This is a genomic window from Microbacterium sp. Kw_RZR3, from assembly GCF_029222405.1.
Taxonomy (GTDB): domain Bacteria; phylum Actinomycetota; class Actinomycetes; order Actinomycetales; family Microbacteriaceae; genus Microbacterium.
Genome location: NZ_JARHXC010000202.1, coordinates 1 through 13,382, shown reverse-complemented (window position 1 = coordinate 13,382; position 13,382 = coordinate 1). Strand labels below are relative to the sequence as shown.

Sequence of the window (13,382 nt, the reverse complement as noted above, 5' to 3'; positions counted from 1 at the left end):
GGGCGGGGCGCGCCGCGCTCAGCGCGGCCGCGGCGGAGCCGTCGTGCCGCGGGCGACGAGCCGCGTCGGCAGGAGGAGGTGCGTCTCGGGGAGGTCCTCGCCGGCGAGGAGGGCGAGCACCATCCGCACGGCCTCGGCGCCGAGGCGTTTCATCGGCTGGCGCACGGTCGTGAGCGCGGGTTGGGCGCGCGCGGCCTCGGGCACGTCATCGAAGCCGACCACCGAGAGGTCGTCGGGGACGCGCAGTCCGCGCTCGGCCGCGACGTCGATGATCGACAGGGCCGACAGGTCGTTCGCGGCGAAGACAGCGGTCGGCGGGTCGTCGAGCGACAGCATGGCGTCGGCGGCCTCGCGCGCGACGTCCTGCTCGTACCTCCCGACGCCGACGAGGGCGGGGTCGAACGGGATGCCGGCGGCCGAGAGCCCTTCCCGGTACCCGGACGCACGGGCCACCGCGGAGCGCAGATCCGGGCGCCCCGCGATGAAACCGATGCGGCGGTGACCGAGCTGGGCGAGGTAGTGCACGGCCTGCTGCGCCCCGGTGAAGCTGTCGGACTCGACCGTGGGGAGGTCGGCGCGGCCCGTGTGCGGGTCGATCGCGACGATCGGAACGTCGCTCGTCACGTTGACCACGGTCGGCGTCACGATGATCGCGGCGTCGATGAGAGTGCCGCTGAGGCGGCTGAGCGATCGCCGCTCCCACCCTTCGCCCTCGCGGCGCGATCCGCTGTAGGCGAGCAGGTCGTACCCGGTGCCCGACAGCGCTCCCCCGACGCCCTTCAGGATCTCTGCCGAGAACGGCTCGATCGCGGCGACGAGCACCCCGACGACGCCCGTCTTGCGCGACCGCATGCTGCTCGCGACGAGGCTCGATTCGTAGCCGAGGGTCTTCACGGCATCCAGAACGCGGCTCACCGTCTCGGGCGAGACGCCGTACCGCCCGTTGACGGCTTTCGACACCGTGGCCACCGAGACACCGGCCGCCGCGGCGACGTCGTGGATGGTGGCGCGTCGGGTCATGGCATCCGACCATAGCGTGGAAATCATTTTCGAAAACGTTTGACGAGCGTTCGCGACCGGGCGACACTGCTCAGACCCGGGGCGCAGCACACGCCCTGGATACGGCATCGCTGCCGACGACCACCGCGCGTCCCCGAGGACGCACCTCGACGAAGAGAAACGGGAATCACATGAACACGCGCAGAATCCTCGCCGGAGCGGCTCTCGCCGTCGCCGGCACCCTCGCGCTCGGCGGCTGCGCCGGCGGCGGCGGGGGCCAGAACGCCGACGGCTCGGTCACGCTGACGCTGTGGCACAACTCCACCACCGGCGACGGGAAGAAATACTGGGAAGACACCGCCGCGGCCTTCGAAGCGGCGAACCCCGGCGTCACCGTCGAGATCCAGGCCGTGCAGAACGAAGAGATGGACGGCAAGCTCCAGACTGCCCTCAACGCCGGAGACGCCCCCGACCTCTTCATGGCCCGCGGCGGCGGCAAGCTCGCCGACATCGTCGCGGCCGGCCAGGTCATGGACCTCACCGACAAGATCTCCGCGGATGCCAAGAGCGCCCTCGGCACCTCGCTCAATGCCTTCGAAGTCGACGGCAAGAACTACGGCATGCCCGTCGCCGTGCTCCCCTCCGGCATCTTCACCGCGCAGGACCTCCTCACCGCCGCCGGGGTGACCGAGGCCCCCGCGACCATCTCCGACCTCGAGGCCGCCGACGCGAAGATCCGCGCGACGGGCGTCGCCCCGATCGCGGTCGGCGCCAAGGACGCCTGGCCCGCCGCGCACTGGTACTACAACTTCGCGCTGCGCGCGTGCTCGAAGGACGTGCTCGACGAGGCCGCCCAGAGCCGCAGCTTCGACGACCCCTGCTGGTTGCAGGCCGGCGAGAACCTCGAGTCGTTCCTGAAGACCCAGCCGTTCAACGAGGGCTTCCTCACCACCGCCGCGCAGCAGGGCGCCGGGTCCTCGGCGGGCCTGCTCGCCAACCACCAGGCCGCCATGGAGCTCATGGGCGCGTGGAACCCCGGCGTGATCGCCTCGCTGACCCCCGATGAGAAGCCCCTGGCCGACCTCGGTTGGTTCCCGTTCCCCGAGGTCCCGGGCGGCAAGGGCGAGAAGGGCGCCATCATGGGCGGCGTCGACGGCTACTCGTGCTGGGTCAACGCTCCCGCGCAGTGCACCGACTTCCTGAACTTCCTCGTCAACAAGGAGAACCAGGAGAACTACGCCGCCGCGTTCCAGACCATCCCCGCTTCGAACGAGGCGACGGATGCCGTCACCACCCCCGCCCTGCAGTCGGCACTGCAGGCGTACACCGACGCCCCCTATGTGTCGGTGTGGCTCGACACGCTCTACGGCCAGAACGTCGGCAACGCGCTGAACGTCGCCGTGGTGGACCTCTTCGCCGGCAAGGGCACGCCGCAAGGCATCGTCGACGCCGTCAACGCCGCCGCCTCGCGCTGAGGAGTCCCGACATGACCACCGTGCGTCATCCGGTCGCCACCGCGTCCGACGACGTCGCCGGTCGCCGCCTGGCCGAGGAGGGTGCCCCGCGCACCCCCTCGGCCGGGCGGTCGCCCGTCCGGCGCCGCCGCGAGAACTGGCGTATCCGCGGCGAGCTCGCCATCCTCCTCGGCCCCGCCCTGGTCGTCTTCGTCTCGTTCGTCATCCTCCCGGTGGTCCTCGCCGCCTACTACGGCTTCTACAAGTGGTCGGGGTTCGGCACGCCCACCGACTTCGTCGGCATCCGCAACTACGTCACGATCCTCACCGACCCCGCCTTCCACGAGGCGCTCGGCCACAACGCCTTCATCGTCGTCGGCTCACTCGTGCTGCAGGGGCCTCTCGCCCTCGGTCTCGCGCTGCTGCTGAACCGCAAGATGCGGGCGCAGTCGCTCATCCGCGTGCTGATCTTCGTGCCCTACGTCATCTCCGAGGTCGTCGTGGGCCTCGGCTGGGGCCTCATGCTTCAGTCGAGCGGCGCGATGAACGGGATGCTCGAGAAGATCGGCCTCGGAGCGCTGCGCGCCGACTGGATCTCCGACCCGGCGCTCGCGATCTGGACGCTGCTCATCATCATCACGTGGAAGTACATCGGCTTCGCCGTGATCCTCTTCCTCGCAGGGCTCCAGGGCATCCCCGAGGAGCTCAGCGAGGCCGCCGCGATCGACGGCGCCTCGTACTGGCAGATCCAGCGGCACATCGTTCTGCCCCTGATGGGTCCGACCATCCGCATCTGGGCGTTCCTGTCGATCATCGGCTCGCTGCAGCTGTTCGACCTCGTCTGGATCATCTGGGGCCAGTACGTCGCCTCGACCGCCGGGACCTCGACCATGGCCACCTACATGGTCGCCAACGGTCGCAACGCCGGCAGCTTCGGATACGGCAGTGCGGTGGCCGTGGTGATGTTCCTCATCTCGCTCGCCGTCGCCCTCGTCTACCAGCGCTTCGTACTGCGTCGCGACACGGCCGGCGCCCTCACGGGAGGCACCAAATGACCGCCACCGCCACCCTCGTCACCCCGCGTGGCGCCAAGGCTCCGCGCCCGCGTCCTGCCGGAGCGAACCGCGGATCCTCGGTGATCGTCGGCTTCGTCGCCCTGCTGCTCATCGGCATGATGCTCGCCCCCGTGGTGTACATCATCCTCGGCGGTTTCCGCTCGAACGCCGAGATCACCGTCGACCCCTCGGGCTTCCCGACGCGCTGGAACTGGGAGAACTACGCCGACGTGTTGGCGAGTCCGACGTTCTGGGGCCAGGTCGGCAACTCGGCGATCGCGGCCGTCGCGACGACCCTGTTCGTCGTGGCGCTGGGTCTCATGGCCGCCTACGCCCTGTCGCGCTATCGCTTCCGCGGCCGCGGTGCGGTGTACGCCCTGTTCACCGCGGGCCTGATGTTTCCGATGACCGTGGCCATCACGCCGCTGTACATCCTCGTGCGCAACCTCGGGCTGATGAACTCGCTCGCGGGCGTCATCGTGCCGCAGATCGCGTTCGCCCTGCCGTTGACGATCATCATCCTGTCGCCGTTCCTCGCCGCGATCCCGAACGAGCTGCAGGAGGCCTCGTCGATCGACGGGCTCGGTCGCCTCGGCTTCTTCTGGCGCATGGTGCTGCCGCTCGCCGTTCCCGCGGTCGTGACGGTCGGCATCCTGGCCTTCGTCAACAGCTGGAACTCGTACATGCTGCCGCTGTTCATCCTCAACAACGAAGCCGCTTTCACGCTGCCGCTCGGGACGCAGGCCTTCGCCTCGCAGTACTCCGTCGACACCGCGCGCGTGCTCGCATTCACCTCGCTGTCGATGATCCCCGCTCTGCTGTTCTTCAGCGTGTTCGAGCGGCGCATCGTCGGCGGCCTGACCGGCGCCGTGAAGGGCTGATCCGCTCATGACCATCCACCACACCGACGTCGGTGCTGCCCTCACGCCCGGCGTGTCTCCTCGCGTGCAGGCCCTCGTCGCCGAGATGACGCTCGACGAGAAGCTCGCGCAGCTCGTGGGCTACTGGGTCGACCAGGGCGACGAGGTCGTCGCTCCCCTTTCGGGCGAGAAGGTCACCTCGACCGCCTACGCGGATGCCACCGTCCACGGCCTCGGCCACCTCACGCGCGTGTACGGCACGCGCCCGGTCGATCCGATCGAGCGCGCTCAGTGGCTGTGGGGCGAGCAGCGTCGCCTCAAGACCGAGACGCGGCTCGGCATCCCCGCGATCGTGCACGAGGAGTGCCTCACCGGTTTTGCCGCGTGGAAAGCGGCGACCTTCCCGACACCGCTCGCGTGGGGGGCCTCGTTCGATCCGGAGACAATCGAGCTCATGGCATCCGCGATCGGTCGCTCGATGCGCGACCTCGGTGTGCACCAGGGACTGTCGCCCGTGCTGGATGTCGTGCGCGACCCCCGCTGGGGACGCGTCGACGAGTGCATCGCCGAGGACCCGTACGTCGTGGGAACCATCGGCACGGCGTACGTCCGGGGCCTCCAGAGTGCGGGGGTGCACGCGACGCTGAAGCACTTCGTGGGGTACTCCGGCTCCCGGGCCGGGCGCAACCACGCCCCCGTGTCGGCCGGCCCACGCGAGTTGCAGGACGTCTTCCTCCCGCCGTTCGAGATGGCCGTGCGCGACGGCGGTGTCCGCAGCGTCATGAACTCGTACACCGAGATCGACGGCGTACCCGTGGCATCGAGCCCCGAGCTGCTCACCGACCTGCTCCGCCGGCGCTGGGGCTTCGACGGAACGGTGGTCTCGGACTACTTCGCCGTCGAGTTCCTCCGCTCGATGCACGGCATCGCGGGCTCCCTCGGCGAAGCGGCCCAGCTCGCTCTCGAGGCGGGGATCGACGTGGAGCTGCCCGGCCCCGACGCGTATCCGCACCTCGCCGAGCGGGTGGCATCCGGAGCCCTCCCCGAAGCCGTGGTCGACCGGGCCGTCGCCCGCGTGCTCGCCGAGAAGGAGGACCTCGGACTCCTGGATGCCGACTTCGCCGACGTCCCGACCGAGATCGACCTCGACGATGCCGAGCACCGTGCGCTGGCATACCGACTTGCTCTCGAGAGCGCCGTGCTGCTGCGCAACGACGGGGTGCTTCCGCTCGCGGCGCCGGGACGGATCGCGGTCATCGGCCCGAACGCCGACAGCGCCGAGGCGCTGATGGGCTGCTACTCGTTCGCGAACCATGTGCTCGCGCATCACCCGGGCACGCCGATGGGCTTCGACATCCCGACCGTCCGCGAGGCTCTGGAGTCGCGATTCGCCGCGGTCTCGTACGCCGTCGGCTGCGCCGTCGAGGGTTCCGACACCGACGGCTTCGCGGAGGCCGTCGCCGTCGCGCGGGATGCGGAAGTCGCGATCGTCGTCGTCGGCGACCGCGCAGGGCTCTTCGGCCGCGGGACCGTCGGCGAAGGCAACGATGCCGAATCGCTCGAGCTCCCCGGGAGGCAGCGGCAGCTCGTCGAGGCGATCGTCGCGACCGGAACCCCCGTGGTGCTCCTGCTGCTGACCGGACGCCCCTACGCGCTGAGCTGGGCGCTCGACGGCGACTCCGGCCCCGCGGCTGTGCTGCAGGCGTTCTTCCCCGGCGAGGAGGGCGGGCCCGCGCTCGCTGCTCTTCTGGCGGGGGATGCCACCCCCTCGGGGCGCCTGCCCGTCTCGCTCCCCCGCTCGGCCGGCGCGCAGCCGTACTCGTACCTGCATCCGCTGCTCGGCGGACCGTCGGGCGTGACGAGCACCGACCCGACGCCCGTTCGGCCCTTCGGGTTCGGGCTGTCGTACACGACGTTCGAGCGCGGGGAGCTGCGGGTCGACGGCGGCGGTCGCGGAGCCGGTGAGGCCGGTGGCGAGCGCGGGGGCGCGGCATCCGCCGGGCTCCGCGCCGGTGACGCTTCGCGGAGCGTCGGGATCTCGGCATCCGGAGCCTCGCCCGAGGTCCGCGCGGGCGACGCGTTCACCGTGTCGGCGCGGGTCACGAACACCGGCACCGTGCGCGGAGCCGACGTCGTGCAGGTGTACACGCATCGCACGGGCGCGAGCGTGACACGGCCCCTGGCCGCGCTCGTCGCGTATGCGCGGGTCGAGCTCGATCCCGGCGAGAGCGCCGAGATCCGGTTCACGGTGCCCTCGTCACGCCTGGCGTACAGCGATCGCGCGATGCGCCGCGTGGTCGAGCCGGGCGAGATCGAGCTGCGGCTGGGACCGTCGTGCGCCGAGGTCGACGAGGCGGTGCGTCTGCGCGTCACCGGCCCGACCTACGAGCTCGGTCCCGACGACGCGCGCGTGGTCGAGGTCGAGGTGCGCCGGGGCTGATGCCGCACATGTGGGAGGGCGGCGCGGGAGGTGCCGCCCTCCTCATCGCGGCGCTCCTCGCTGTGTGAACACCGTCCGCAGGCGTCAGGGGTGGCGAGAGGGAAAGAGCGGCGCGATCTGCGCACGCACAGCCGGTCAGGCGGCAGAGCGAGGAGTTCGGGGCGACGGCGGGAGAGGCTCGCCGTGAACACTCGAGACGGACCGTCCGGTCGAGCCCCCTGAGCGGGAGACGATGACGTACTGTCCCGATCTGGAGGTCTTCACCGTCTGCTCACCCGAATCGCGCTGGGCTTTGACCCGGCGCGCTTTTTCGCGGAGCCGGCGGACGAGGTCACGAGTCTCATCACTAGTGGACGTCATCTCTCACCTCCTTCTGCTCCCCCATCGGGGGTTCCAGTATCCAACTTGTCGAGGACGTCGGCAACGGCGTCGGCGATGTCGGTGTCTTCCGGGCTGGCCCAAGGGTGGCCCACCAGCCCGATCATGCTCACCAGACCGACGTTTCGATGTCTCGGGTCGAGTGCTCTCTCGGTTGCCCACGTAAATCGGGCCCACCACTGCGCTCTTTGATCCGCGACTTCTCGTTGCAGGCGGTCATCCTCGGCCGCGATGTCACGTTGCCTCCGGTCAGCGGCGGCATTCAGAGTCGATCGATGACTGGTGTACCACGCAGCGCCGAACGCGATGGCCGCCGCGGCGAGTGCCGCGACCCCACCGAACCCCGCGGACGTCACGAAGTCTCGCCAAAACCCCTCGTCGAGGACGAACGGGGGAAACAGACGCCCTCCGATTGCACCGACGGCGAGGAATACGAGAGCGCCGACGCCGAGCAGCGCAGCTTTACGGACATCGAATCTGGAACTCGAAGACGCGGGGGGGCGCCTCCACCACGATCGGCTCATCATTCTGAATCATGTTGTTCATCCGTTTTCGTGTCACCGCGACGCGATGTCCCGGGCTCACAACGAAAGTACCGGCGGCACGGCAAACACGATCCGCTGTCCACAGCCTCCCCGGAGCTCGATGGACGCGAGTCGCCTCGTCGACTTCCGCGCGTGAGCTCGCAACCGCGTTAGCGTTGATGGAACACGCTGACGCCGCGGAAGGACCCGATGACGCTGCACGACGACACCACCGCCCGACCCGAGACCGTCGTCGGCAACCCCGCGTCACGGATCCACCGCGACCACGACGACGCCCGCGCCGACCCGTGGTCGATCGACCTCGAGCGGATCCAGTTCTCGCCGTACTTCTCGCGTCTGTCGGCCGTGACCCAGGTGGTGTCGCCCTCGATCGGCGCCGCTCCCGTGCACAACCGCCTCACGCACACGCTCAAGGTGAGCGCGATCGCGCGGGTCGTCGCGCTGCAGCTCAATACTCGTGCGCGCCAAGCGGGCGAAGGCGACGTCTGTAACGCCACCGTCGTCGAGGCCGCCGCGTACGCGCACGACCTCGGCCACCCGCCCTTCGGCCACCTCGGCGAGTCCACGCTCGACCGCCTCGCGCGCGAGGAGCTGGGCCTCCCCGACGGGTTCGAGGGCAACGCGCAGACCTACCGCATCCTCACCGCCCTCGACGTGGTCGAGAACGCGCCCCGCGGGCTCAATCTCACCGCGGCCGTGCGCGCCGCCTCGGCGAAGTACCCGTGGGCGCCGTCGGTCGAAGCGGCCGATGTCGAGCGGATCGGCCCTCCCCGTGGCATCCGTCGCTCTTCCGACGGCGCGTATCGCGTGCACAAGTACTCGGCGTACGACCTCGACCTCGACGACCTCGCCGAGGCCCGCCAGGGGGTGGATGCCGAGCCTCTCCGCCAGAGCATCGAGGGTGCCGTGATGGACCTCGCCGACGACATCGCGTACTCGGTGCACGACGTCGACGACTTCTACCGCGCGGGGATCCTCGATCACGCGCCGATCGCGGCGGAGTTCCGCGGCTGGCTCGACGACGTGCTCGAGTGGCGCTCGCGCGACGACGCGGAGGTGCGCGCCGAGCTCGCGCCGGGCGCGGGACTGGAGCGCCTGCGCCGGAAGATGCGCCGCGACGACCCGTGGATCGCCGACGACGAGGCCTTCCTCGCCGCCGTCAGCGACGTGGATGCCGAGATGGTCACCGACCTGCTCGCCCGCCCCTTCGACGGCTCGTTGACGGCCGAGCGTCGGCTCGCCGCCTTCACCGACCGCTGGATCCGGCGGTTCCAGGAGTCGGCACGGCTGCGGCCGCTCGACACGCCGCGGGCCGGACCCGTGGTGCTGTCGCCGTGGGCCTGGCACCACGTCGAGGTGCTGAAGTTCGTGCACAAACGCTTCGTGCTCAGCCGCCCCGACCTGGCGATCCAGCAGCGCGGCATGAGCCGCATCCTCGCCCGGTCGGTGCGCGCCCTCGGCGAGTGGCTCGACGACGATCTCGACCGCGCCCGCACCCCGCGGCGCCTCCGCGAGCTCATCGCGCTGGCCCGTGAGCAGTACGCGGCCCTGCCCGCTGAACGTCGGCCCTCGGATGCCGAAGCCGAAACGCTCGCGCGCTCTCGCGGGATCGTCGACTACGTGGCATCCCTCACCGATTCGCAGGCGTTCGCGCTGTCCGAGGCGATCTCGGGGCGGGCGGACCGATTGTGGGCTCTGGGGCAGCGGCTGTGACGGGGGAACAGTCGGTGTCGCTCATCCAGCAGCGGATGCGGCTCGACCGCGCCCGCACCGCCGCGATCTGGACCCTGGTCGGCGCCGTGGTCCTCGCCTCGGCGGCATTGGAACGCTCGCCGCCGAGGGGGCCGACGCACCGTGGTGGCTGTGGGGTACGGCGATCACGTTCGTGACCCTGACGGTGTACGGCGTGGTTCGAGTGATCGGCGCGGTCCGACAGCTGCGGCGATTCCACATCGAGCACGGACCGGATGCCGGACGTCAGAATCCCGTCGGTCGGCCCTGAGCTTTTGCCAGCGTTGTTCTCGGCATCCCTGCCCCGAGAAATAAGGCCTTCCGTGTCCTGTGGGCCGCACCCTCAGGATCACGCCGCGCGGAGAACGGGACGCGCCCCCTCGCGTCGCTCAGCCGCCTGCGCTCTCCATCTCGGCCCACTGCCGCGGTGTCTTCTCCTGTAGCCAGGAGGCGAATTCGGGGAACCCCTGGTACACGCGCATCGTCTCGAACAGCGTCCGGCCGTCCGCGTCCTTCCCGCGGACCCGCCCCGACATCAGCGCCGCGAGTTCGGCGATCTCGGACGCCGGCACGATGCGCGCCCGGCGGCGGCCCGAGCGGACGACGAGGTGGTCGTCGAAGACGAGGATCCGGGCCCGGCCCAGCGACAGGGCGTAGAAGAAGATGATCGCGCCGAGGCCGCCCAGGGTGGTCAGCCACACGGTCACGCCGATGTACGCGAGAGGATCCCGCTCGATGACCTCGGACGCGGCCAGCACGACCGCCCCGGCCATGAAGAGGATGCCGATCCCCCGGGCAACCAGGTGCTGCGAGGGGTATCGCTGAACGACGAAGAGAGGTTTCGCGTAGGCACCGTCGGGGTGGTTCATGGTTCTCCGATGGGTCAATCGTGGTGTCACGGTCCAGACGTTGCGGAGAGGCCAGGACCCATCGAATCATGGGCGCGCGTCAAGAGAGAGCGAAGCACGCGAGGTGCGCCGTCATCGCTTGGTTCGCGCGTGATGGCGCGCGACGCGATTGCGATTTCCGCAGCCGGCGGCGGTGCACCACACACGATTGCCGCGCGGGGAGGTGTCGAGATAGACCCATCCGCAGGCGTCGTCACCGCACTGTCGGGCCGCGCTGAGGTCGGAGGCGAGAAGGTCGTGCGCGAGGAAGGCGACGGCTGCCCGGGGGCCGGTGATGTCATCGGGGGTTCGCCAAGACCAGGGTCCTGCGTCGGTCGAGCGCTCCCACGACGATCTCTGCACGGCGTCGACGTATTCTCGCGCGATGAGCGCGGCGGCGCTCCCCGACCCCTCGAACACGGCGGCGTAGATCGCCTCGCGCAGCGCGATCACCGCCGCGTGCTCGCGCTCCGCCTGCGCGGGGTCGCGCGTCGCCGCGAGAGCGGCGGAGCGAGCGTCACCGAAGACGCCGACCTGCGTTCCCCAGGCAAGGACCGCGTCGAAGGTGGGCACCGTATCGATCCACCGGGCGGGGTCCAGCCGCCAGTGCACGGTGTCAACCAGATCGAGGGCGGCGTGCCCACCGATCTGCGGATACGTCGCCGCGCGGGTCTGGCTCATACCCTCAGGCTAATGCGTGATGGGCCCTTGCACCATTAGCCAATCTCTGGACATGATCTAACGCATGTCCTCCCGATCACGTATTAGAAGAAACCCGCGGATCCGCCTCGGACCGGCTTTCGCGAGATTCTGGCTCGCACACGGAGCATCGGCGGTCGGGGGACAGATCGGGGAACTCGCTCTGCCCCTCCTCGCCGTCGTGACGCTGCACGCCTCGGCGACCGAGGCCGGGCTGCTCGGTGTCGCCCGGTGGCTCCCGTTCCTGCTGCTCGCTCTCCCCCTCGGCGTGCTCGCCGACCGCCGCACCCGGCGTCCCATCCTCATCGTGTCCGACGTCTGTCGCGCTTCTCTGACGATCGCAGTGGTGGTCGCCGCGATGGCGGGTGCGCTCACTCTCGCGGCGCTGGTCACCCTCGTCGCGCTTCTCGGGGCATTCACCGTCGCGTTCGAGGTCGCGTACCAGTCCTTCCTCCCGAGCGTCGTGGGGCGTGAGCACCTCGAAAGCGCGAACAGCCGACTCCAAGCGACGTTCTCCGTCGCCGAGGTCGCGGGCCCGGGTGTCGGAGGATGGCTCATCCAGACCTTCACCACGGCGGGCGCCCTGCTCGTTCAGGCGGGGACGTTCATCGTCTCGGCCGTCGCACTGCTCGGCATCCGGTCGCTCGAAGAGCGCCCCGATCCGTCGGCGGTGAGCGCGATGACACAGCTGCGCGAGGGGCTGCGTTTCGTTCGTCGCGATCCATACTTGGTCGCCCTCGTCGGCTTCTCGGCGATCTACAACCTGTTCGCGCAGTGGGTCATGGTGCTGCTCCTCGTGCATGCGGTGCGGGAGTGGGGACTCACCGCGGGCCACCTCGGATTGGTGTTCAGTCTGGGCGCGATCGGCGCCGTGATGGGCGCCGCCCTCGCTCCTCGCAGTGTGCGACGGTTCGGGGCTGGTCCCGTCCTCGTCGCCTGCGCTGGCGCGGAGTCGATCGTGCTCGCCGCCCTGCCTGTCATCGAGGCGGACTGGGGTCGCACCCTCGTCGTCGCAGCCCTGATCGGTGTCTTCGCCGTGAACGGCGCGGGCACATCCCTGTCGAGCGTCGTGGCGCTCACCCTGCGGCAGCTGCGCACGCCCGACCACCTGCTCGGCCGCGTGAACGCGACGATGCGCTGGATCTCGTACGGGGTCGTCGCCATCGGCGCGGGCATCGGAGGTGTTCTGGGCGATCTCGTGGGAACGCGGCTCGGCATCGCGATCGGCTGCGCGGGAGTCGTGCTGACCGTTGTCTGGGTGATCGCGTCGCCGCTGCGCCGCATCGGCAATCCGAACGACATCACGAGGGAAGAGGTGGTGCTCACGCGCGAGAGCTGAGCACCTCGCGGGAAGGACCAGGCGCACGGACCCGTCATTGCCGCCGATGAAGAGGTCGTGAACACTGCCAGCACTTCTCTGCCGCGGTATGACTGTCGGTCCGGTGGGCGCGAATCGATCGTCGCTCGACGCGACTGACGCTGGCTCGTGGGCTGTAACCCGGTTCGGGGCGCGTTTCGTCCGATCGGGGCGGGAGTTTCGCGCCCCAAGCGGAAGAACACGCCCCAAACCCCACAAGGTGACGCTGCGCGAACCGTCCTGGGGGTTCCGTCGCGCCGCATCCCTTGTCACCATGAGGGGATGTGGTCGACGCACCCCGTTCCCGGTGACCCGTGGCCCCGCGACATGGTGATCTCCGTCGAAGACCGTCCGCACGCGGCCGACGAGATGCTCTGGGTACGCGAGGCGTATGGCCTCGAGGTCGAGGGCGACGTTCCGCCGCGCCTGACCGACACGCCCGCGCCAGCCGGCCGAGAGCTGACCGCGGCGGAGCGTTCGCGATGGGCGGCCGTCTGGCCGGTTCTCTGGAGAGACGTCATCGAGCACGCGGGGCGGCCGACGGATCACGCGGCGATGGAACGGCTGATGGGCCGTGACCTCCCCGCCGACGAACGCGGGTCGCTGCTCTCGCAGGTCATGGGTCCCTCGTGGCGCGATGAGTTCGGCGACGCCGTGTTCGACGACGCCTCGTACCGACAATGGCAGGATCACTCCTTCGAGGCAGCGCGGTCCACCCGTCCTCGACCCCTCGAGGAGCAGCCGGAGCGCCGCGACCTCGACGCCCTCGTCCCCGCCTGGCGACGCGGGCTCGAGCGCATCGTCGTCCTCGCCTGCCGCGGCCCGTACGTGCGCACGCTCGGCTCGCGTGCCCTGTTGGTCACGACGGAGGTCCGCGAAGAGTCGCGGGCCTACCGGGCGGCGCTGGCCTCGTTCACCCCGCACTGATCACCCGCGATTCCGGATGCCGTGGCGTCCGCGTCCCGAGAGGTGTTGGC

Annotated in this window: 10 protein-coding genes; 7 read left to right on the top strand and 3 right to left on the bottom strand. The window is 70.1% G+C overall.

All coding sequences use genetic code 11. The annotated features are described in order from the left end of the window. Nucleotides 1–18: 18 nt before the first annotated feature. Nucleotides 19–1,020: a LacI family DNA-binding transcriptional regulator gene (locus P2P98_RS11210; protein WP_275799814.1), complete on the bottom strand. Its 1,002-nt coding sequence runs from the start codon at nucleotides 1,018–1,020 to the stop codon at nucleotides 19–21. A 170-nt stretch (nucleotides 1,021–1,190) separates the two neighbouring features. Here P2P98_RS11210 and P2P98_RS11205 point away from each other — a divergent pair, with 170 nt between their 5' ends. From P2P98_RS11205 to dgt, 5 genes are all read left to right on the top strand, one after another. Continuing rightward, a complete protein-coding gene (locus tag P2P98_RS11205; protein ID WP_275799813.1) occupies nucleotides 1,191–2,474 on the top strand; it encodes an extracellular solute-binding protein in 1,284 nt (427 codons plus the stop codon). 11 nt (nucleotides 2,475–2,485) lie between these two features. Next, nucleotides 2,486–3,508 carry a sugar ABC transporter permease gene (locus P2P98_RS11200; protein ID WP_275799812.1) on the top strand — a complete coding sequence of 341 codons (1,023 nt, stop codon included), beginning with the start codon at nucleotides 2,486–2,488 and terminating at the stop codon, nucleotides 3,506–3,508. Then, nucleotides 3,505–4,389: a carbohydrate ABC transporter permease gene (locus tag P2P98_RS11195; RefSeq protein WP_275799810.1), complete on the top strand. Its 885-nt coding sequence runs from the start codon at nucleotides 3,505–3,507 to the stop codon at nucleotides 4,387–4,389. The genes P2P98_RS11200 and P2P98_RS11195 overlap by 4 nt, the downstream gene beginning before the upstream one ends. 7 nt (nucleotides 4,390–4,396) lie before the next feature. Next, entirely contained in the window at nucleotides 4,397–6,808 is a 2,412-nt protein-coding gene (locus tag P2P98_RS11190) for a glycoside hydrolase family 3 N-terminal domain-containing protein (protein ID WP_275799808.1), read from the top strand. A gap of 1,112 nt (nucleotides 6,809–7,920) precedes the next feature. Then, nucleotides 7,921–9,444 carry a dGTP triphosphohydrolase gene (gene dgt / locus P2P98_RS11185; RefSeq protein WP_275799806.1) on the top strand — a complete coding sequence of 508 codons (1,524 nt, stop codon included), beginning with the start codon at nucleotides 7,921–7,923 and terminating at the stop codon, nucleotides 9,442–9,444. 407 nt (nucleotides 9,445–9,851) lie between these two features. Here the strand turns inward: dgt and P2P98_RS11180 are convergent, their stop codons facing one another. Continuing rightward, nucleotides 9,852–10,331 (bottom strand): hypothetical protein, encoded by a 480-nt coding sequence (locus tag P2P98_RS11180; RefSeq protein WP_275799804.1) that lies wholly within the window; start codon nucleotides 10,329–10,331, stop codon nucleotides 9,852–9,854. A 111-nt stretch (nucleotides 10,332–10,442) separates the two neighbouring features. Then, nucleotides 10,443–11,030 carry a CGNR zinc finger domain-containing protein gene (locus tag P2P98_RS11175; RefSeq protein WP_275799802.1) on the bottom strand — a complete coding sequence of 196 codons (588 nt, stop codon included), beginning with the start codon at nucleotides 11,028–11,030 and terminating at the stop codon, nucleotides 10,443–10,445. 64 nt (nucleotides 11,031–11,094) lie between these two features. Here P2P98_RS11175 and P2P98_RS11170 point away from each other — a divergent pair, with 64 nt between their 5' ends. Both P2P98_RS11170 and P2P98_RS11165 read left to right on the top strand, forming a co-directional pair. Continuing rightward, nucleotides 11,095–12,387, top strand: a complete 1,293-nt coding sequence (locus P2P98_RS11170; protein WP_275799801.1) for an MFS transporter — start codon at nucleotides 11,095–11,097, stop codon at nucleotides 12,385–12,387. 300 nt (nucleotides 12,388–12,687) lie between these two features. Next, complete coding sequence (locus P2P98_RS11165) at nucleotides 12,688–13,332, top strand: hypothetical protein (protein ID WP_275799799.1); 645 nt, start codon at nucleotides 12,688–12,690, stop codon at nucleotides 13,330–13,332. Nucleotides 13,333–13,382 lie beyond the last annotated feature (50 nt).